The following is a 21,601-nucleotide window of genomic DNA, read 5'->3' on the forward strand; positions in this document are numbered from 1 at the left end:
TTAACTATCTGTCAATAAAAATAATCCGGCGAGTGTAAACGTTTTACATCGCTTAACCGCCTGTAATTTACATAAAAAAAGGGCGCTCCGTAGAGCGCCGAATAACAGTCACAGGTTGGGATAACATAAGTTGAGGGTTGCAGTGGCATTGCCCGTCGCCGGGCTGTTACTTCGGTAAAACTTAACCTTTCACACCACCCGCCGTCAGGCCGTTGACCAGCCAGCGTTGTGCCAGCAGGAACACCAGCGTGATCGGAATGGCTGAAAGTACAGCTGCGGCGGCAAAGTCGCCCCACAAATAGTTCTGTGGATTGAGGTACTGCTGCATACCTACCGCGAGGGTATAGCTGTTCACATCACGCAGCAGCAGTGACGCGACCGGTACTTCGGTAATAGCGGCAATGAAAGACAGAATAAACACGACCGCCAGAATCGGAACGGAAAGTGGTAGCAGCACCAGGCGGAATGCCTGCCAAGGCGTTGCGCCATCCAGCGCGGCCGCTTCTTCCAGCGAACCGTCGATGGTTTCGAAATAACCCTTAATCGTCCATACATGCAGCGCAATACCGCCAAGATAGGCGAAGATCACGCCGCCGTGCGTGTTCAAGCCGATAAACGGGATGTACTGGCCCAGGCGGTCAAACAAAGCATACAACGCGACCAGAGACAGCACCGCCGGGAACATCTGGAAAATCAGCATCCCTTTCAGCAGGGTTGCTTTGCCCGGGAAACGCATACGCGCAAAGGCGTAAGCACAGGTGGTGGAAAGCGTCACGATACCGATCGCGGTAATGCTGGCCACTTTCACCGAGTTCCACAGCCATAACAATACCGGGAATGGCGGTGGCGTCACGCGGCCATCCGCGTGTTCAACGCTAAAGCCCAGTGCCAGTTTCCAGTGTTCCCAGGAGATGTTTTCCGGGATCAAACTGCCGGTGGCAAAGTTACCTTCGCGCAGCGAGATAGCGATAACCATCAGCAACGGGAACATGATCGCCGCGATGAAAATCAGCAGCAGCAGGTGCGTTGTTAAGAGACGCAGTTTCTGAGATTTGGGTTGTACCATAGCCATGTTCGTTGTCTCCCTTAATCAAACTTCATACGTGTGGCTTTCAGGTTCACAATCGCCAGCGCACCCACCAGCAGGAAGATCAGCGTGGCAATCGCCGCCGCCAGACCGAAGTCCTGACCACCGCCGCCTTCAAAGGCGATACGGTAGGTGTAGCTCACGAGCAGGTCGGTATAACCGGCTGGCGTGGTGGTGCCGAGTCGGTCCGGGCCACCGTTGGTCAACAGCTGAATCAGCACGAAGTTGTTAAAGTTAAAGGCGAAGCTGGCGATCATCAGCGGTGTCAACGGCTTAATCAGCAGCGGTAGCGTTATCTTAAAGAAGTTCTGGAACGGACCTGCGCCATCCATCGCCGAGGCTTCATACAGATCGTCAGGAATCGCTTTCAGCAGACCCATGCACAGGATCATCATGTATGGATAACCGAGCCAGGTGTTGACGATAATAATCATCGAACGCGCGGTGGTTGGGTCGCTGAACCAGGCCGGTTTGATACCAAACAGTGCGCTCAGCATCATGTTGATTTCACCAAAGCTCTGGTTGAATAAGCCCTTGAAAATCAGAATCGAGATAAACGACGGTACGGCATACGGAAGAATCAACAGGACACGGTAAATCGCTTTGCCTTTGAGAGATTCCCACTGTACGAGACAGGCCAGCACCATCCCCACAGCAACGGTGAGGATCACCGTCAGAACGGAGAAGACCACCGTCCAGACAAAGATGGCGAAGAACGGTTTCTGGATGCCTTCGTCGGTAAACACGCGAGTGAAGTTATCCCAGCCGATGGCAACGGTATAGCCTGGACTGAGTTTTTCGCTACCCCAGCTACCGTCAGCGTTAATCGCCTGATAATAACCAATATCGTTATTGGCGCGGTATTTTACGCCGCTCTGGTTGTTGGTGAGCGTACCGTCATCAGCAAGCGTATAAAGTGGCTGCGTGCCGGAGAACTGGCGCAACGAGCTCATAATCACTTTGCTTTCATCCGGCAGGATGGCGGTCAGTTGGTTCAGCGCCTGGCGATTCTGCGTGATGATGCGCAGCGTCCCACGCTCGCCCGCTGGCAAAGCATCCGTTTCTTTCAGTTGCAGTTTCTGTTCGCCGCCAAATTTGAAGGCGTCGGAAACATAATTCTTGCCGGTTTCACCGTCGGTGAGAGCCAATTGCCACTCATCACCCGCCGGATACAGGCCAAAGTTGTAGGTTTTCCCAGCCTGATACGAACGATCCATCAGGACTTCCTGAGCACGTTCAAAGGTCAGTTGGTTAGTACTGCTGTAGTTGGTAAAGGCAATGGCGATCGTACAAATCAGCGGAAACAGGACAAACAGCCCCATACCGGCAACGCCCGGGTAAACATAGCGCCAGGCATAGGCTTTACGGTTAGCGAAAATATACAGGCCAGCAGAGCTTAAAATCAGCGTCATGATGGCAAACAGGTACTCCCCCTGAGCGTACATCAAAACAACAAGGTAACCGACCAGCAGCCCAAGCAGACCCATCACTGACCATTTCAGCGTGTCGCTTTGCCACCAGTGTTTCTTTTTAATGACATCCATGGGGTTCAATCCTCAACAACAATGAAAACCTGTTGGTCAGCGTGCCTGATGGCGCTGCGCTTATCAGGCCTACGGTGTGTTGTAGGCCGGATAAGGCATTTATGCCGCCATCCGGCACGTGTGCTACAGCATTACTTGGTGATACGACCTTGTGCATCTTTCAGCGCGGCATCGACGGTCTGACGGCCGCTGGCTGCGTTGATCACTGCGGTACGAACGGCATACCAGAATGCGGACATCTGTGGGATGTTCGGCATGATTTCGCCTTTCTGGGCGTTATCCATGGTGGCGGCGATGCGTGGGTCTTTTGCTAACTGATCCTGGAAGGATTTCAGCGCAACGGCGCCCAGCGGCTTGTCCTTGTTCACTTCATCCAGACCCTGATCGGTCAGCAGGTAGTTTTCGAGGAACTCTTTCGCCAGTTCTTTGTTCGGGCTGGCGGCGTTGATACCGGCGCTCAGAACGCCAACAAATGGTTTAGACGCTTTGCCTTTGAAGGTTGGCAGCAGCGTGACGCCGTAGTTGATTTTGCTCTTGTCGATATTGGACCACGCCCACGGACCGTTGATGGTCATCGCGGTATCGCCCTTGTTAAAGGCCGCTTCGGCGATGGAGTAATCGGTATCCGCGTTCATGTGTTTGTTCTTGATCAGGTCAACCAGGAAGGTCAGACCCGCTTTCGCGCCGGCGTTATCCACGCCCACGTCTTTCACATCGTACTTGCCGTTTTCAAACTTGAATGCGTAACCGCCGTCGGCGGCAATCAGCGGCCAGGTGAAGTACGGCTCTTGCAGGTTGAACATCAGCGCGGATTTACCTTTCGCCTTCAGTTCTTTATCCAGTGCAGGAATTTCTTCCCAGGTTTTCGGTGGGTTTGGCACGAGGTCTTTGTTGTAAATCAGCGATAGCGCTTCAACCGCGATCGGGTAGGCAATCAGTTTGCCGTTATAGCGTACGGCATCCCAGGTGAACGGATAGAGTTTGTCCTGGAACGCTTTGTCAGGCGTGATTTCAGCCAGCAGGCCAGACTGAGCGTAACCGCCAAAACGGTCATGAGCCCAGAAGATGATGTCCGGGCCGTCGCCGGTCGCGGCAACCTGCGGGAATTTCTCTTCCAGTTTGTCCGGGTGCTCAATAGTGACTTTGATCCCGGTGTCTTTCTCGAATTTTTTGCCCACTTCAGCGAGGCCGTTATAGCCTTTGTCGCCGTTAATCCAGATAACCAGCTTACCTTCTTCAATCTTGGCGAGAGCCGAGGCGGAAAACATCATCGTCGTTAATGCAGACAATGCGAGGATGCGTGCGCCAGTTTTGATTTTCATAGTTCCCATCCTGTTTGGTGATTTTGCAGAGGTGGCTTAACGGTTACTAGTTTCTTTATACGACAACCTCTTTCCATCCTCCTTACCCCTACGCCCCACCCGCTCTTTATGTGATCTGTGTTACATAAATGTGAGTATTGCGTACTGGCGCACATAAAAACCCACCGATTTTTGCAGGCTGCATCACGAAATTCCTCTGCGGCGGGTAGCCTGGGTCTCAGACGCTGCTCTCTCATCCTCCCGCCTCCTCCCCCATAAAAAAGCCGGGGGGTGGAGGATTCACGCAGTCAAGTGATCGCGCATAGTCAGCCCATCATGAATGTTGCTGTCGATGACAGGTTGTAACGAAGGGAGAAGGGCATGGCGAGCGTACAGCTGCGAAATGTAACAAAAGCCTGGGGTGACGTGGTGGTATCGAAAGATATCAATCTCGACATTCACGAAGGGGAATTCGTGGTGTTTGTCGGACCGTCAGGCTGCGGTAAGTCGACCTTGCTGCGTATGATCGCCGGGCTTGAAACCATCACCAGTGGTGACTTGTTTATCGGGGAGACCCGGATGAACGACATTCCGCCCGCCGAACGCGGTGTGGGTATGGTCTTTCAGTCCTACGCGTTATACCCCCATTTATCTGTCGCGGAAAACATGTCATTCGGCCTCAAACTGGCCGGGGCGAAAAAAGAGGTGATGAACCAACGTGTGAACCAGGTTGCGGAAGTTCTGCAACTGGCACACCTGCTGGAGCGTAAACCAAAAGCGCTTTCCGGCGGACAACGTCAGCGTGTGGCGATTGGCCGTACGCTGGTCGCCGAACCGCGTGTATTCCTGCTGGACGAACCGCTGTCAAACCTCGACGCCGCGCTGCGCGTCCAGATGCGAATTGAAATCTCCCGCCTGCATAAACGTCTTGGTCGCACGATGATTTACGTCACCCACGATCAGGTCGAAGCGATGACCCTGGCTGACAAAATTGTGGTGCTGGATGCCGGTCGCGTAGCGCAGGTCGGTAAACCGCTGGAGCTATACCACTACCCGGCTGACCGCTTTGTTGCCGGGTTTATTGGCTCGCCGAAGATGAACTTCCTGCCGGTGAAAGTCACCGGGACGGCCATCGATCAGGTGCAGGTTGAACTGCCTAACCGCCAGCAAATATGGCTCCCGGTAGACAGCCATGCGGTGCAGGTTGGCGCCAACATGTCTTTAGGTATCCGCCCGGAACATCTGCTGCCCAGCGATATCGCCGATGTCACCCTCGAAGGTGAAGTGCAGGTGGTCGAGCAGCTTGGTCACGAAACACAAATTCATATCCAGATCCCCGCCATCCGTCAAAACCTGGTTTACCGCCAGAACGACGTGGTGTTGGTAGAAGAGGGTGCCACATTCGCTATCGGCCTGCCGCCAGAGCGTTGCCATCTGTTCCGTGAGGATGGCAGTGCATGTCGTCGGTTGCATCAAGAGCCGGGTGTTTAAGGTATCCCATTAAAAAAAAGCGCAAAACCGTCAAGGTGAAGCGTTTAAAGAAAAGCAATGATCTCAGGAGATAGAACGATGATTACTCTGCGCAAACTCCCTCTGGCGGTTGCTGTGGCGGCAGGCATTATGTCTGTTCAGGCAATGGCTGTGGATTTCCATGGCTATGCACGTTCCGGTATTGGCTGGACGGGTAGCGGCGGTGAACAACAGTGTTTCCAGGCAACCGGCGCCCAAAGTAAATACCGTCTTGGTAACGAATGTGAAACCTATGCGGAAATTAAATTAGGTCAGGAAGTGTGGAAAGAGGGCGATAAGAGCTTCTACTTCGACACTAACGTTGCCTATTCCGTCGCACAGCAGAATGACTGGGAAGGGACTGACCCGGCCTTCCGTGAAGCCAACGTGCAGGGTAAAAACCTGATTGAATGGCTGCCAGGCTCCACTATCTGGGCAGGTAAGCGCTTCTATCAGCGTCATGATGTTCACATGATCGACTTCTACTACTGGGATATTTCAGGTCCTGGTGCTGGTATTGAAAACATCGATCTGGGCTTCGGTAAACTGTCTCTGGCCGCGAGCCGTTCACAGGAAGCGGGTGGTTCATATGCTTTCAGCAGCCAGAATATCTATGATCGTACCAAAGACACCGCCAACGACGTATTTGACGTTCGTTTAGCACAGTTGGCAACTAACCCGGATGGGATGTTGGAATTGGGCGTTGACTATGGCCGTGCGAATACCACCGATGATTACCACCTGGCAGACGGCGCATCTAAAGATGGTTGGATGTTCACCGCTGAACATACCCAGAGCATGCTGAAGGGCTACAACAAGTTTGTTGTTCAGTACGCGACAGATTCTATGACCACTCAGGGTAAAGGTCTGAACCAAGGGTCTTACGGTTCATCCTCCTTCACCGTTACTAACCCAGACGGTAGTAAAACGAATTACGCCAATAACGTTATTAATAACAACGGTAGCCTGTTCCGCGTACTTGACCACGGTGCAATCTCCCTGGGCGACAAATGGGATCTGATGTACGTCGGTATGTACCAGAACCTCGATATGGATAACGACCTGGGGACCGAATGGTACACCGTCGGTATTCGTCCGATGTACAAATGGACACCGATCATGAGCACCCTGCTGGAAGTCGGTTACGACAACGTCAAATCTCAGCAAACTGGCGATCGCAACAGCCAGTACAAAATCACCCTGGCGCAACAGTGGCAGGCTGGCGACAGCATCTGGTCCCGCCCGGCAATTCGTGTCTTTGCAACCTATGCCAAATGGGATGAAGAGTGGGGCTACGTTAAAAATGGTAACGACGTAACCAAATACGCCGCTGCAACCAACTCTGGTATCAGCACAACCAGCCGTGGCGACAGCGATGAGTGGTCCTTCGGTGCCCAGATGGAAATCTGGTGGTAATTCAGCACTAACCTGACGTAAAGACCGAAAGAGGGGCGCCAGCCCCTCTTGATTACGGTTTAGCGCGCTATTGCCTGGCCACCGCTGAACCCATGCTATCTGAGGTGATAACAATGAAAATGAAGAAAAGTCTCGTTGCCCTTTGTTTATCTGCAGGGTTATTTGCCAGCGCGCCTGGCATCAGCCTGGCCGATGTAAATATTGTTCCGCAGAACACCACCGCGGCTCCAGCTATTCCCACTGCTGCGCTACAACAGTTAACCTGGACGCCGGTTGATCAATCCAAAACCCAGTCGACACAGCTAGCGACAGCGGGTCAGCGTCTGGATGTTGCTGGTATTACTGGCCCAGTCGCTGCGTACAGCGTACCCGCGAATATTGGTGAGTTAACTCTGACGCTGACCAGTGAAGTCAACAAACAAACCAGTGTATTTGCACCAAACGTTTTAATTCTTGATCAGAACATGACGCCATCTGCGTTCTTCCCCAGCAGCTATTTCACCTACCAGGAACCCGGCGTGATGAGTGCCGATCGTCTGGAAGGCGTAATGCGTCTGACGCCAGCGCTGGGCCAGCAAAAGCTCTATGTTCTGGTCTTTACCACAGATAAAGATCTCCAGCAGACCACGACCCTGCTTGACCCGGCAAAAGCCTATGCCAAGGGTGTAGGTAACGCTGTTCCGGATATTCCTGACCCGATCGCCCGTCATACCACCGACGGTCTGCTGAAGCTGAAAGTCAAAACCAGTTCCTCCTCCAGCGTGCTGGTAGGGCCGCTGTTTGGCTCATCCGGCCCTGGCCCTGTCACGGTGGGTAATACCGCAGCGCCTGCAGTTACTTATGCGGCTCCGGCGGCAGCCGTTGCTGCTCCAGCGCCACAACCGGTGAAGAAAAGTGAGCCGATGTTAAATGACACGGAAAGTTATTTTAACCAGGGCATTAAGGATGCCGTGGCGAAAGGCGATGTCGATAAAGCGCTGAAGCTGCTTGATGAAGCTGAACGTCTGGGATCCAAATCTGCCCGATCCACCTTTATCAGCAGTGTAAAAGGCAAGGGGTAAACGTCTCCCCGCAGTGCTGATTTTGCAACAACTGGTGCGTCTCCTGGCGCACCTTTTTTTATCCTTCGGTGCTAATTGTTACACTTATGTTGCTCTGACGATCACTTAATTGTGTTTGCTCACCCCGTAATGCATTTTCTGCGATACAATGCCTTCAGGTTATAAATCGGAGAGTAAGGCATGCCACACCCTGCGTTAACGCAACTGCGTGCGCTGCGTTATTTTGATGCGATCCCAGCGCTGGACCCCCAACTGCTCGACTGGTTGTTACTGGAAGATTCCATGACCAAACGTTTTGAGCTGCAGGGGAAAAAAGTCACCGTAACGTTGATTCGCGAAGAATTCGTTGGGCAAAATGAGGTGGCTGAAGAACTGACGCTGCTGCCTAAAGAGTCTCGCTATTGGTTACGTGAAATCCTGTTATGTGCGGATGGTGAACCCTGGCTTGCCGGACGGACCGTGGTGCCTGAATCAACCTTGTGCGGCCCTGAACTGGCCTTACAGAACCTGGGGAAAACCCCGCTCGGACGCTACCTGTTTACGTCATCGACATTGACCCGAGATTTTATTGAGATTGGCCGCGATGCAGCGCTATGGGGGCGTCGTTCCCGCCTACGGCTGAGCGGTAAGCCGCTGATGCTTACCGAGCTTTTTCTGCCTGCATCGCCGTTGTACTGAGAGGAAGATAAAGATGGAGTGGAGTCTGACGCAGAATAAGCTGCTGGCGTTTCACCGCTTGATGCGTACGGATAAGCCGATCGGCGCCTTACTGCTGCTCTGGCCAACGCTATGGGCATTGTGGGTGGCGACCCCAGGCATGCCGCAACTGTGGATCCTGGCGGTATTTATCGCCGGCGTTTGGTTAATGCGCGCCGCTGGATGCGTGGTAAATGATTATGCCGACAGGAAATTTGACGGACACGTTAAACGCACCGCGAATCGACCGCTGCCGAGCGGTGCCGTCACCGAAAAAGAAGCCCGAACGCTGTTCGTCGTATTGGTGTTGCTGGCCTTCCTGCTGGTTTTGACACTCAACACGATGACCATTTTGTTGTCCGTTGCGGCGCTAGCGCTGGCGTGGGTCTATCCCTTCATGAAACGCTACACGCATCTGCCGCAGGTGGTGCTGGGCGCGGCGTTTGGCTGGTCTATACCGATGGCGTTTGCCGCCGTGAGCGAGTCTGTACCACTGAGCTGCTGGCTGATGTTCCTCGCCAACATTCTCTGGGCGGTGGCCTATGACACACAGTATGCGATGGTTGATCGGGATGATGACCTGAAGATTGGCATTAAATCGACCGCGATTTTGTTCGGTCAAAACGACAAGCTGATCATTGGTATTCTGCAGGTGGGCGTACTGACGCTGATGGCACTGGTGGGTTGGCTAAACGGGCTGGGACCGGGCTATTACTGGTCTCTGCTGGTGGCGGGTGCGCTGTTTGTGTATCAGCAGAAGCTGATCGTTAATCGTGAGCGTGATGCCTGTTTTAAAGCGTTTATGAACAATAACTATGTAGGCCTGGTACTGTTCTTAGGACTGGCGATGAGCTACTGGCACTTTTGAGTTTGGCTTAGCCTGCAAAATAAAAACCGGTCATTTCGACCGGTTTTTTAATGCTTACTCGCCCTGTGTGGCACTCTCGATGGTCAGACGGACATCCGACGTCACCAGTTCGGCCAGCATCTGATAGATCTTCAGCGTCTCTTCCGGCTCGGCATCCCCGGTATCGCTGATGAATCCCTCGTCACGCAGCGTCAGCACCAGAGAGCTGAACACCGCTTTATCGAAGAATTCCGGCGCGTTAATGCCGTGCAGCACTGAGAGGCGTTGTGCCACGGTGCGGCTCTCTTTCTCCAGCGTGCCACGGTTGATCGACGGGTTGGCGCTCAGTAGCCAGAAGGTGATGGCGTAGCGTTGCAACGTCTCGCGAGCACCCGCAGCCAACAGCTGCAGCGTACGGGAGCGGGCAGGATTAATATGCAGCTCGCCATCCTGTAGAGTAATCAGCCCCTGGCGCTGCATTTCGCTGGCCAGTTCGTCAATCACCCCGGCAAGCTCATCGCGCTCCCAGCGCAGGAACAACTCGGCTTTCAGCATCGGGTACAACGCATCAATATGCTGCTGTAGCGCGACGCGTGAAATACGACGATGCTGAGTCACAATGGCTGCCATCAACGAAGGCAGAACCAGCATATGCGCAATGTTATTGCGGTAGTACGTCATCAAGACCGCCTGCTCGCGCGGCAGAATAATGATGTCACCGATGGTGTCTTTCTCGACCTCAAACTTGTTCATCTGCAAGGCGTGGTCGATCAGTTCACTGGCACTTTGCGCAGGAACGGTTGAGTCCGCCGCGTACGGCACGTTGCGCAGCAGGCTCAGGTAGCAGTCGAGCTGCTCGGTTAACTGTTCACGGGTCAGAGAGCGCTGGCGGGAAGCCAACAGCGCGGTACAACACAGGTTCATGGCGTTGGCCGCGCCTGCGTTGTTAATGCGCACCATCAGATCGGCGGCAATGTTATTCACCGTCGGCGTCAGCCAGGCCGGACGGATAGACTCGATAGGATCGATAGATTCACGCCATTCTGGCACATGCTGGTTGAGGTAAGTCATCAATGGCATTGGTTCACCAAAGTTGACGTAGCCCTGACCCAGGTTACGCAGCTTGCTTAAGCCACGCAGCATTTGTGGCAGACTTTCTTTCTCTTTCGTCGCGCCACGCAGCTCTTTTGCGTAGGTGCCCACTTCCATTACGTGCTCGTAGCCGATGTAGATCGGTACGAGAGTAATAGGACGCGTACCGCCGCGCAGCATCGCCTGAATAGTCATCGACAGGGTGCCGGTTTTCGGGTCGAGCAAACGACCAGTACGTGAACGTCCACCCTCGACAAAATACTCAACCGAGTAGCCGCGGCTGAACAACTCGCCCAGGTATTCGCGGAATACGGTGGAGTAGAGCTTGTTGCCCTTGAAGGTACGACGAATAAAGAATGCGCCCAGACGACGGAAAATCGGACCCGCTGGCCAGAAATTCAGGTTGATACCGGCTGCGATGTGCGGAGGAACCAGACCCTGGTGGTACAGAACGTACGACAGCAGCATATAGTCCATATGGCTGCGGTGGCACGGAACGTACACGATTTCATGCCCATCGTGCGCCAACTGGCGTACACGTTCAGCATTGTGAACGTTAATCCCCTGATACAGACGGTTCCAGGTAAAGCCCAGAATACGGTCCGTCAAACGGATCATTTCGTAGGAGAAGTTGGCTGCAATCTCTTCCATCAGCGCAATGGCATTTTGCTGCGCTTTTTCGTGGGAGATTTTTTTACTGCGCGCTTCATCTTCTACCGCGCGAGCGATCGCTTTTGAAGCTAACAGCTTATTAAACAGATCCTGGCGGGCAGGGAGGCGCGGGCCGACAGCGGCCAGACGCTGGCGAGCAAAGTGCATACGTGCCACGCGTGCCAGCTTCTGGGCAATGATCTTATCCGTACCGTGTTCATCCGCCATACGACGCAGGGAGACCGACGGGGAGAAGCGGACAAAACTGTCGCGACCCAGCCAGGAAACCGCAAAGAATTTCTGTACGCCGTTTAGCATACGTAACGGCGGATTAACTTCACCTTTTTCACGCCCTGGCGCACGGCCAAACATCACCGAAACCGGCACCATCTGCACATCCAGGTCTGGATTGCTGCGATGTAAGTCGAGATAGTTATGGAACAGCTTGATGGACTCTTCTTTTGGCGTGTAATAGGTGAACACACGCGGGCCGCCGTGAATAAACACGTAGCGCGGCAGTAAAGTCCCGTCTATCTCCAGCGGTTCCAGGGGATCGGGGAGATCGTGCACCAGACATTGGGCACGCAGCGTCAGCAAGTCTGCTTTTGAATTGTACGGTAGGACGTACATAATGGGACGAGACGTATCGAGCCCCAATTCCGGGGCAGGTTCTGCCGGAATAGACTTGCTTTTTACCAGGACGCTTAATGGTAAATTCAGTAATTTGTAGTAAATTCGTGGCCAGCCGGACATAAACGATGTAAAGCCTCTGGTTAATAATGCAAATGCGCTGCAAGGATATCAGAAAGTTTAGTGAATTTCTGTGGTATCCCGTCATACTTCGCGCTGCTTTGCCACACCCTGAAACAAACGGGGTAACGTTACAATGACATTGACGCTAATAATGTAAAAAGGTTCTTTTTGATGGCCAATAATACCACTGGATTCACCCGAATTATCAAAGCTGCAGGCTATTCCTGGAAAGGTTTTCGCGCCGCATGGATCAATGAGGCGGCATTCCGCCAGGAAAGCGTTGCCGTACTGCTGGGCGTAGCTATCGCCTGCTGGCTGGACGTCGATGCGATTACTCGCGTGCTGTTGATTGGTTCCGTGATGCTGGTGATGATCGTTGAAATCCTCAACAGTGCGATTGAGGCGGTAGTTGATCGTATAGGCTCTGAGTATCACGAACTTTCCGGCCGGGCGAAAGATATGGGGTCGGCGGCGGTATTGTTGTCTATTTTTGTCGCTCTGATTACCTGGGGCATCCTGTTGTGGTCGCATTTGCGATAAGGATTCCACATCTTCATAAATCTCCTGCTTTTTGTGCAGTTTGCGGTTCCAAAATCACCTTTAGCTGTATATACTCACAGCATAACTGTATATACACCCAGGGGGCGGAATGAAAGCGTTAACGGCCAGGCAGCAAGAGGTGTTTGATCTCATTAGAGATCACATCAGCCAGACAGGTATGCCACCGACGCGTGCGGAGATCGCGCAGCGTTTGGGGTTCCGTTCCCCAAATGCCGCTGAAGAACATCTGAAAGCGCTGGCGCGTAAAGGTGTGCTGGAAATTGTCTCCGGCGCATCGCGCGGTATTAGACTGCTGCAGGAAGAAGAAGAGGGATTACCGCTTGTCGGTCGTGTGGCGGCAGGCGAGCCACTTCTGGCGCAGCAGCACATCGAAGGCCACTACCAGGTCGATCCCTCATTGTTCAAACCGAACGCCGATTTTCTGCTGCGCGTCAGCGGTATGTCTATGAAAGATATTGGTATTATGGACGGTGATTTACTCGCTGTGCATAAAACTCAGGACGTGCGTAACGGTCAGGTTGTTGTTGCCCGTATTGATGACGAAGTTACGGTTAAGCGCCTGAAAAAGCAGGGCAACAAGGTTGAACTTCTGCCAGAAAATAGCGAATTTAAACCTATCGTTGTCGACCTGCGTGAGCAAAGCTTCACCATTGAAGGGCTGGCGGTAGGTGTCATTCGTAACGGTGAATGGCTCTGATTTTCTGTTGAATCTCTGTAGGCCGGATAAGACGATTACGTTGCCATCCGGCAATGTGCCCGGTAGCGCTACGCTTTCCGGGCCTGCATCACATTGTCCAGTACGTCTAACTTCTTCTCAGGCCCTCCTGTATGCCTTTCTTTACCTCCTCTGATAAAGCACTCTGGCACCTCGCCTTACCGATGATCTTCTCCAATATCACCGTTCCCCTGCTGGGACTGGTGGACACCGCGGTGATTGGTCATCTGGATAGTCCGGTCTATCTTGGCGGTGTTGCGGTTGGTGCTACGGCGACCAGTTTTCTCTTTATGCTGCTGCTTTTTTTGCGCATGAGTACCACCGGTCTTACCGCGCAGGCATTTGGTGCGAAAAATCCTCAGGCGCTGGCGCGCGCGCTGGTACAGCCGCTCATGCTGGCACTGGGCGCGGGATTACTTATCGCGCTGTTTCGCACGCCGATTATCGATGTAGCGCTGCATATTGTCGGGGGAAGTGAAGCGGTACTGGAACAAGCCCGGCGTTTCCTTGAAATCCGCTGGCTGAGCGCGCCAGCTTCGCTGGCGAATCTGGTACTGCTCGGCTGGTTGTTGGGCGTGCAGTATGCCCGAGCGCCGGTAATCCTGCTGATTGTCGGCAATATTCTCAATATTGTGCTCGATTTATGGCTGGTGATGGGCCTGCATATGAACGTGCAAGGTGCGGCACTGGCGACGGTGATTGCTGAATATGCCACCTTACTGATCGGCCTGATGATGGTGCGCAAAGTCCTGCATATGCGCGGAATATCGCTGGCAATGCTGAAGCAGGCGTGGCGTGGCAACTTCCGTCGTTTGCTGGCGCTTAATCGTGACATCATGTTGCGCTCGCTGCTGCTGCAGCTCTGTTTTGGCGCTATCACGGTGCTGGGTGCGCGTTTGGGAGGCGATATTATTGCGGTTAATGCCGTTCTGATGACCCTGCTAACCTTTACCGCCTACGCGCTGGATGGATTTGCCTATGCCGTGGAAGCGCATTCGGGCCAGGCCTATGGGGCGCGAGATGGTAGCCAGTTACTGGACGTCTGGCGGGCGGCCTGTCGGCAGTCCGGTATTGTGGCTATTCTGTTTTCGCTGGTTTATGCCCTGTTTGGCGAGCAGATTGTTGCGCTACTGACCTCGCTGCCGCAAATCCAACTACTGGCCGATCGCTATCTCTTCTGGCAGGTGGTGTTACCGCTGGTGGGTGTCTGGTGTTATCTGCTCGACGGAATGTTTATTGGCGCGACGCGGGCTGCAGAAATGCGCAACAGTATGGCCGTTGCCGCAGTGGGATTCGCCTTAACGCTCCTGACGTTGCCGTGGCTGGGAAATCATGGTTTGTGGCTGGCGTTAACCGTTTTCCTCGCGTTGCGCGGGCTTTCACTGGCCTTTATCTGGCGACGCCACTGGCGTAATGGAACCTGGTTCGCCTGAGCAGGATGGTTAAAAATTCCGAATAGTAAATAAAACCCAGAATCCCTGACTACACTTATTCTCACGTCCAGAGAAAACAGCATGTGTCTGGACATGGCACTCTCGCTATTCACAACCTAACGATGAGGACTTGATGATGAATAAAGACGAAGTCGGCGGCAACTGGAAGCAGTTTAAAGGTAAAGTGAAAGAGCAATGGGGCAAACTGACCGATGATGATATGACGGTCATTGAAGGTAAACGTGACCAACTGGTCGGTAAAGTCCAGGAGCGTTACGGTTACGCGAAAGATCAGGCGGAGAAAGAAGTTAACGATTGGGAAAAACGTAATGATTACCGCTGGTAATTAACCCCTCCCTCCTGAGAGTACAAGGATGTACGCTCTCCCGCTTACCTAGCGCCCAACTTTCTTCTTCACCTGAATCGTATGGTCATGCTGGCACTCGCCAGGATGGCGGCATGACTCAACTTCTACACAGGCCGGACACAGCCCGTGTGCTTCAATAACATTATGTCGCAGAGCAAAGCCCATTTTGGCCGCCAGCGTATGCATGATGTCTTCCACACCTTCTGCGCACTCTTCTTTTACCACACCACAGCGGTCACAAATGAACATCGCGGAACTGTGCGTTGGCTGATCGAACAGATGGCAAAGGACATAGCTGTTGGTGGATTCCACCTTATGCACAAACCCTTGTTCCAGCAGAAAATCGAGCGCACGATACACGGTTGGCGGCTTGGCCTGCGGCTCGGTTTCCCGCAACAGGTCGAGCAGGTCATAGGCGCTGATAGCCCCTTCCTGCAGGCTCATCAGGCGCAGCACTTCGAGACGCTGTGGCGTAAGCCGCACGTTGCGTTGCGCACAGAGTTTTTCAGCTTGAGCCAATAACTCTTGCGTAGTGGTTTTGTCCATTTGGCGCCTCGATTTGCGTGGAAGGTTAATCCCTTACTTTAACATGTTCTGCTTAAAACGCCGAGATCCACCGCGGTGTGCTATACCTGACGCATCGCAATACTGGAAAATAACCATGAAAAGACCCGATTGTATTCGCCACTGGCGTGAGGTTGAGGGGGCTGATGACTCCACTTATCCCGACAGTGATGAGCTATTTGCTATTGGCGCGCCGCTTGCCCGCAAGTTGGGGTTAGGACGACTCGGCATTCATCATGAACGCCTGCCGCCGGGTCGGCGAACGTCGTACCCGCACGCTGAAAGCGATGAGGAAGAGTTTATCTATGTGCTGGAAGGTTATCCTGAGGCCTGGATTAACGGGTATTTATGGAAGCTAGAACCGGGCGACAGCGTCGGTTTCCCGGCAGGTACAGGCGTGTGCCATACCTTTATCAATAACACCAGTGAAGAGGTGCGTCTGTTAGTCGTGGGTGAGGCGAACAAAAAATATAACCGCATTTATTATCCGCTTAACCCGGTCTATGCCGCTACACGTGAGGATCGCTGGGTCGACCATCCGCCGCAGTTTTTCGGATCACATGACGGAAAACCGGGGCGTAAATAGCGTTTGTTGAGGGGCAGGGGGAGTGAGCCGCGAGGATGTGGCTCACTATCGTAACGGTCTATGCTATAGTAGCGCCCCTTTTTTAACCGGATGCTTGAATATTCGCCATGCTGCCTGAATCTCAGTCTACCGCTTTTCCCGCTCATCGTTTTTCTATCGCGCCGATGCTCGACTGGACGGACAGACACTGCCGCTACTTTTTGCGCTTACTGTCCAGCCAGACGTTGCTCTATACGGAAATGGTAACCACCGGCGCGATCATTCATGGTAAAGGCGATTATCTGGCGTATAGCGAAGAAGAGCATCCGGTCGCATTGCAACTGGGCGGGAGCGATCCTGCGGCGCTGGCGCAGTGCGCAAAGCTCGCTGAACAGCGGGGTTATGACGAAATCAATCTCAACGTGGGTTGTCCTTCCGACCGCGTGCAGAATGGCATGTTTGGCGCCTGCCTGATGGGGAATGCGCAACTGGTCGCCGATTGCGTCAAAGCAATGCGCGACGTGGTGTCGATTCCGGTAACGGTGAAAACGCGTATCGGCATTGATGATCAGGACAGCTACGAATTCCTGTGCGATTTCATCAACACGGTATCTGGCAACGGCGAATGTGAGATGTTTATCATTCACGCCCGCAAGGCCTGGCTGTCCGGGTTAAGCCCGAAAGAAAATCGCGAAATTCCACCGCTGGATTATGACCGTGTTTATCAGCTAAAGCGTGATTTCCCGCATCTGACGATGTCGATCAACGGCGGCATTAAATCGCTGGAAGAAGCAAAAATTCATCTGCAACATATGGATGGCGTGATGGTGGGGCGTGAAGCTTACCAAAACCCAGGTATTCTGGCGTCCGTTGACCGTGAGATTTTTGCTGCTGCCAGCGAAGATGCCGATCCAGTTGCCGTGGTGCGCGCCATGTACCCGTACATTGAGCGTGAACTGAGTAAGGGGACCTATTTGGGACATGTGACGCGCCATATGTTGGGGCTGTTTCAGGGGATCCCTGGGGCTCGTCAGTGGCGTCGCTATCTGAGCGAAAATGCGCATAAAGCCGGGGCAGATATTAACGTACTGGAGCATGCGCTGAAGCTGGTCGCTGACAAGCGTTAAGTTTTCGCCAAAAGTTAGTTAATTTCACCACGCCCTGCGCTTTGTCGCGGGGCGTTTTCTTTATAAATCAATACATTATTTTTGGCATGTTTCTTGTAAAGCAATGGAGAGAATTTCATTTCGGGAGAGAGCCATGCTGGAACTACTTTTTGTGATTGGATTTTTTATCATGCTGATGGTCACCGGCGTATCTTTGCTGGGCGTTCTGGCTGCATTGGTCGTAGCCACCGCAGTGATGTTTCTGGGCGGACTATTTGCCTTGATGATTAAACTGTTGCCCTGGCTGCTACTGGCTGTTGCCGTGGTGTGGGTTATCAAGGCGATAAAAGCGCCAAAAGTCCCACAGTATCAGCGCAATAACCGTCGATTTTACTAAGGTATTGAGCGGTGCGTCACAACCTGCAACATTGCCTTTAGAACCAAATAGGAATTGATTATCAAATCTGTCACTATTGCCAGGTTAACGAATTCATCGAGCTGTACCCTACATACAGCCGAACTAAAAAAAGAAAGGGCTTCCCACGGGAAGCCCTAATTCTTTACTTCCCCGTCATAATTCAAACCGCAGGTGTGTTGGCTGCTTTCATTCACCCCAGTCACTTACTCCAGTAAGCTCCTGGGGATTCATTCAATTGCCGCCTTCCTGCAATTTGAATTATTTAGGGGAAGTCGAAGCATTATGGGATTAGCAAACTCGATCCCTGCGTTGCCCGGCTTTCAAGTACTTCATGAGCACGCTGTGCATCGTGCAGTGCGAACGTCTGACCAGGCGCGACATCCACTTTGATTACTCCGCTGGCAATTAGCGAGAATAGCTCATTGCTGGCTTCGGTTAATTCGCGGTGATTGGTGATATACCCCTGGAGTGAAGGACGGGTCACGTACAGCGAACCTTTCTGGTTCAGAATACCTAAGTTCACGCCAGTCACCGGCCCGGAAGCATTACCAAAGCTGACCATTAGTCCCCGGCGCTGTAAACAATCCAGCGAGGCTTCCCAGGTATCTTTCCCCACCGAGTCATACACCACCCGTACTTTTTTTCCGCCGGTTATCTCTTTCACTCGCTCAACTATGCTTTCTTCACGATAGTTAATGACCTGCCATGCGCCGGCCTGCAGCGCAATTTGCGCTTTTTGCGCACTGCCGACGGTACCAATCAGCTTCGCGCCCAATGCTTTTGCCCACTGGCAGGCAATCATCCCGACGCCGCCCGCAGCCGCATGGAACAAAAACGGCTCATCAGGCTGAATTTCATAGGTTTTACGCAGCAGATAAAAAACGGTTAACCCTTTCAGGAATGAGGCTGCGGCTTGTTCAAATGAGATAGCGTTGGGTAGGATGGCGGCTTTATCGGCCGGAACGTTATGCACTGAGCTGTAGGCACCAAGGGCAGACTGGGCGTACACCACGCGATCGCCAGCTTTAATGTGTGTCACTTTGCTGCCGACTTTGCTGACTACGCCGGCAGCTTCGGTACCCAGGCCGCTGGGCAGAGATGGCGGCGGATAAAGACCACTGCGGATGTAGGTGTCGATATAGTTGATCCCAATAGCTTTGTTCTCGACCTGGATTTCGTTTTCCGCCGGGTCTACGGGTGTAAACTCCACCGCCTTGAGTACATCAGGGCCACCATGCTTGTGAAATTCAATACGTGTTGCCATGCTTCCTCCAAAAGAAATGTGGTAATCTTTCGACCCAATCATTATCTCGGTAACTCCATTCACTATGGCAGGAAATAAACCCTTCAACAAACAACAGACTGATGCTCGTGAGCGCGATCCCCAGGTCGCCGGGCTGAAAGTACCGCCGCACTCGATTGAAGCGGAACAGTCGGTGTTGGGCGGTTTAATGCTGGATAACGAACGCTGGGACGATGTCGCCGAGCGTGTGGTGGCGGAAGATTTTTATACCCGGCCGCACCGGCATATCTTTACGGAAATGCATCGCCTGCAGGAGATGGGGAAACCCATCGATCTGATCACACTGGCAGAGTCGCTGGAGGTTCAGGGACAACTGGATAGCGTCGGCGGTTTTGCTTACCTGGCTGAGTTATCTAAAAATACGCCAAGTGCGGCGAATATTAGCGCTTATGCGGATATCGTCCGCGAACGTGCCGTTGTTCGTGACATGATTTCGGTTGCGAACGAAATCGCGGAAGCCGGGTTTGATCCGCAAGGCCGTTCCAGTGAAGATCTGTTGGACCTTGCTGAATCCCGTGTCTTTAAAATCGCGGAAAGCCGCGCAAATAAAGACGAAGGGCCGAAAAATATTACTGATGTGCTCGACGCCACCGTCGCGCGTATCGAGCAACTGTTCCAGCAGCCGCACGACGGCGTCACCGGGGTGAACACCGGTTATGACGACCTCAATAAAAAGACGGCGGGTTTGCAGCCGTCAGACTTAATTATCGTCGCCGCGCGTCCGTCGATGGGTAAAACAACATTTGCGATGAACCTCGTCGAAAATGCGGCGATGTTGCAGGATAAGCCGGTTCTTATCTTTAGTCTTGAAATGCCCTCGGAACAGATCATGATGCGTTCCCTGGCCTCGCTCTCACGCGTAGACCAAACCAAAATCCGTACCGGTCAACTGGATGATGAAGACTGGGCACGAATTTCCGGAACAATGGGTATTTTGCTGGAGAAACGAAACATCTATATTGATGACTCCTCCGGCCTGACGCCAACGGAAGTGCGCTCGCGTGCCCGTCGTATTGCCCGTGAACATGGTGGTATCGGACTTATCATGATCGACTACCTGCAGCTGATGCGCGTGCCGTCACTCTCCGACAACCGTACGCTGGAAATTGCAGAAATCTCCCGCTCGCTGAAAGCGTTAGCGAAAGAATTGCATGTGCCGGTGGTGGCGCTGTCGCAGCTTAACCGCTCTCTGGAACAACGCGCCGACAAGCGTCCGGTTAACTCGGATCTGCGTGAATCCGGCTCCATCGAACAGGATGCCGACTTAATCATGTTTATCTATCGTGATGAGGTTTATCACGAAAACAGTGACTTAAAAGGCATCGCCGAAATTATTATTGGTAAGCAGCGTAACGGTCCGATCGGTACGGTGCGCCTGACGTTTAACGGACAGTGGTCCCGCTTCGACAACTATGCCGGTCCTCAATATGATGATGAGTAATTTCTAAGGAATACAAATGCAAGCGGCAACTGTAGTCATTAACCGCCGCGCTCTGCGACACAACCTGCAACGTCTGCGTGAACTGGCCCCTGCCAGTAAACTGGTTGCGGTCGTGAAAGCGAACGCCTACGGCCATGGTCTGTTAGAGACCGCGCGAACGCTCCCCGATGCGGACGCTTTTGGTGTCGCTCGTCTTGAAGAAGCCCTGCGGTTGCGAGCGGGAGGGATCACGCAGCCCATCCTGCTGCTGGAGGGATTTTTTGATGCCTCCGATCTGCCGACTATTTCCGCGCAGCGTCTGCATACAGCCGTCCATAACCAGGAGCAACTCGAAGCCCTGGAAGCAGCTAATCTGGTTGAACCCGTTACCGTCTGGATGAAGCTCGACACCGGTATGCACCGCCTGGGCGTACGCCCTGAGCAGGCCGAGGCGTTTTATCAGCGCCTAACGCAATGTGAAAATGTGCGCCAGCCGGTCAATATCGTCAGCCATTTTGCGCGCGCAGACGAACCTGAATGCGGCGCGACCGAAAAACAGCTCGATATCTTCAACAGCTTTTGCGAGGGCAAACCTGGGCAGCGTTCGATTGCCGCATCGGGCGGTATTCTGCTGTGGCCACAGTCTCACTTCGACTGGGCGCGTCCGGGACTGATTCTGTATGGTGTGTCGCCACTGGAAAACCACTCTATCGGCGCCGATTTTGGCTGTCAGCCGGTGATGTCGTTGACCTCCAGCCTGATTGCGGTGCGTGAGCACAAAGCGGGCGAACCGGTTGGCTATGGTGGAACCTGGCAGAGCGAGCGCGACACGCGTCTGGGCGTGGTGGCAATGGGCTATGGTGATGGTTATCCGCGCGCGGCGCCGTCTGGGACGCCGGTACTGGTCAATGGCCGTGAAGTGCCGATCGTCGGTCGCGTTGCGATGGATATGATCTGCGTCGATTTAGGCCCCGAAGCGCAGGATAAAGCCGGCGATTCGGTGATTCTGTGGGGTGAGGGACTGCCCGTTGAACGCATTGCTGAAATGACGAAAGTAAGTGCTTACGAACTTATTACGCGCCTGACCTCAAGGGTGGCGATGAAGTATATCGATTAGCAGAATGATGTGCTGGACAGGCGGTTACGCCGCCTTCCGGCAATATTACCCTCAACATCCTCTCGATCTTCTCCC

20 protein-coding genes are annotated in these 21,601 nt (G+C 53.3%); 14 read left to right on the forward strand and 6 right to left on the reverse strand.

The features are described 5' to 3' along the window. Positions 1–181: 181 nt before the first annotated feature. The 3 genes from malG to malE form a co-directional block, all read right to left on the reverse strand. Positions 182–1,072, reverse strand: coding sequence for a maltose ABC transporter permease MalG (malG, locus tag WN16_RS05125; protein ID WP_003031677.1), 891 nt, complete (start codon positions 1,070–1,072; stop codon positions 182–184). A 14-nt stretch (positions 1,073–1,086) separates the two neighbouring features. After that, on the reverse strand, positions 1,087–2,631 hold the full coding sequence (gene malF / locus WN16_RS05130) for a maltose ABC transporter permease MalF (protein ID WP_044702287.1): 1,545 nt from the start codon (positions 2,629–2,631) through the stop codon (positions 1,087–1,089). A gap of 131 nt (positions 2,632–2,762) precedes the next feature. After that, the gene (gene malE / locus WN16_RS05135) at positions 2,763–3,953 is read right to left on the reverse strand and encodes a maltose/maltodextrin ABC transporter substrate-binding protein MalE (RefSeq protein ID WP_003031680.1); all 1,191 of its coding nucleotides are present in this window, start codon (positions 3,951–3,953) and stop codon (positions 2,763–2,765) included. A gap of 360 nt (positions 3,954–4,313) precedes the next feature. Between malE and malK the strand changes: the two genes are divergently transcribed. From malK to ubiA, 5 genes are all read left to right on the forward strand, one after another. Further along, complete coding sequence (malK, locus tag WN16_RS05140) at positions 4,314–5,423, forward strand: maltose/maltodextrin ABC transporter ATP-binding protein MalK (protein WP_003031682.1); 1,110 nt, start codon at positions 4,314–4,316, stop codon at positions 5,421–5,423. Positions 5,424–5,501: 78 nt separating this feature from the next. Then, on the forward strand, positions 5,502–6,857 hold the full coding sequence (locus tag WN16_RS05145) for a maltoporin (protein WP_003031683.1): 1,356 nt from the start codon (positions 5,502–5,504) through the stop codon (positions 6,855–6,857). Positions 6,858–6,970: 113 nt separating this feature from the next. Next, a complete protein-coding gene (gene malM / locus WN16_RS05150) occupies positions 6,971–7,918 on the forward strand; it encodes a maltose operon protein MalM (RefSeq protein WP_003841372.1) in 948 nt (315 codons plus the stop codon). Between the two features lie 180 nt (positions 7,919–8,098). Beyond that, positions 8,099–8,596 (forward strand): chorismate lyase, encoded by a 498-nt coding sequence (gene ubiC / locus WN16_RS05155; protein WP_003844713.1) that lies wholly within the window; start codon positions 8,099–8,101, stop codon positions 8,594–8,596. A gap of 13 nt (positions 8,597–8,609) precedes the next feature. Then, entirely contained in the window at positions 8,610–9,482 is an 873-nt protein-coding gene (gene ubiA / locus WN16_RS05160) for a 4-hydroxybenzoate octaprenyltransferase (protein WP_044702288.1), read from the forward strand. Positions 9,483–9,536: 54 nt separating this feature from the next. Here the strand turns inward: ubiA and plsB are convergent, their stop codons facing one another. Continuing rightward, on the reverse strand, positions 9,537–11,957 hold the full coding sequence (plsB, locus tag WN16_RS05165) for a glycerol-3-phosphate 1-O-acyltransferase PlsB (protein ID WP_044702289.1): 2,421 nt from the start codon (positions 11,955–11,957) through the stop codon (positions 9,537–9,539). Positions 11,958–12,128: 171 nt separating this feature from the next. On the opposite strand from plsB, the gene WN16_RS05170 reads away from it, so the two are divergent. The 4 genes from WN16_RS05170 to WN16_RS05185 all read left to right on the forward strand — a co-directional run bounded on the left by WN16_RS05170 (position 12,129) and on the right by WN16_RS05185 (position 15,012). Beyond that, positions 12,129–12,497 (forward strand): diacylglycerol kinase, encoded by a 369-nt coding sequence (locus WN16_RS05170; protein ID WP_003826594.1) that lies wholly within the window; start codon positions 12,129–12,131, stop codon positions 12,495–12,497. A 109-nt stretch (positions 12,498–12,606) separates the two neighbouring features. Then, a complete protein-coding gene (gene lexA, locus WN16_RS05175; protein ID WP_003031703.1) occupies positions 12,607–13,215 on the forward strand; it encodes a transcriptional repressor LexA in 609 nt (202 codons plus the stop codon). A 131-nt stretch (positions 13,216–13,346) separates the two neighbouring features. Further along, positions 13,347–14,666 (forward strand): MATE family efflux transporter DinF, encoded by a 1,320-nt coding sequence (dinF, locus tag WN16_RS05180; RefSeq protein ID WP_016149403.1) that lies wholly within the window; start codon positions 13,347–13,349, stop codon positions 14,664–14,666. Between the two features lie 136 nt (positions 14,667–14,802). Then, positions 14,803–15,012: a CsbD family protein gene (locus WN16_RS05185; protein ID WP_003031706.1), complete on the forward strand. Its 210-nt coding sequence runs from the start codon at positions 14,803–14,805 to the stop codon at positions 15,010–15,012. A gap of 48 nt (positions 15,013–15,060) precedes the next feature. On the opposite strand, the gene zur is transcribed toward WN16_RS05185, so the two are convergent. Further along, a complete protein-coding gene (gene zur, locus WN16_RS05190; RefSeq protein ID WP_003031709.1) occupies positions 15,061–15,579 on the reverse strand; it encodes a zinc uptake transcriptional repressor Zur in 519 nt (172 codons plus the stop codon). A gap of 115 nt (positions 15,580–15,694) precedes the next feature. On the opposite strand from zur, the gene WN16_RS05195 reads away from it, so the two are divergent. From WN16_RS05195 to pspG, 3 genes are all read left to right on the forward strand, one after another. Then, entirely contained in the window at positions 15,695–16,183 is a 489-nt protein-coding gene (locus tag WN16_RS05195; protein ID WP_003031710.1) for a cupin domain-containing protein, read from the forward strand. Positions 16,184–16,290: 107 nt separating this feature from the next. Continuing rightward, complete coding sequence (gene dusA, locus WN16_RS05200) at positions 16,291–17,289, forward strand: tRNA dihydrouridine(20/20a) synthase DusA (protein WP_044702291.1); 999 nt, start codon at positions 16,291–16,293, stop codon at positions 17,287–17,289. A 133-nt stretch (positions 17,290–17,422) separates the two neighbouring features. Further along, a complete protein-coding gene (gene pspG / locus WN16_RS05205; RefSeq protein WP_003031713.1) occupies positions 17,423–17,665 on the forward strand; it encodes an envelope stress response protein PspG in 243 nt (80 codons plus the stop codon). A 301-nt stretch (positions 17,666–17,966) separates the two neighbouring features. Here the strand turns inward: pspG and WN16_RS05210 are convergent, their stop codons facing one another. Next, on the reverse strand, positions 17,967–18,950 hold the full coding sequence (locus WN16_RS05210) for a quinone oxidoreductase (protein ID WP_003841359.1): 984 nt from the start codon (positions 18,948–18,950) through the stop codon (positions 17,967–17,969). Positions 18,951–19,014: 64 nt separating this feature from the next. On the opposite strand from WN16_RS05210, the gene dnaB reads away from it, so the two are divergent. Both dnaB and alr read left to right on the forward strand, forming a co-directional pair. Beyond that, positions 19,015–20,430: a replicative DNA helicase gene (gene dnaB, locus WN16_RS05215; RefSeq protein WP_003826610.1), complete on the forward strand. Its 1,416-nt coding sequence runs from the start codon at positions 19,015–19,017 to the stop codon at positions 20,428–20,430. 16 nt (positions 20,431–20,446) lie between these two features. Then, positions 20,447–21,526, forward strand: a complete 1,080-nt coding sequence (gene alr, locus WN16_RS05220) for an alanine racemase (protein WP_003031716.1) — start codon at positions 20,447–20,449, stop codon at positions 21,524–21,526. Positions 21,527–21,601 lie beyond the last annotated feature (75 nt).

This window comes from Citrobacter sp. ABFQG (assembly GCF_004322975.1).
Lineage (GTDB): Bacteria > Pseudomonadota > Gammaproteobacteria > Enterobacterales > Enterobacteriaceae > Citrobacter > Citrobacter freundii.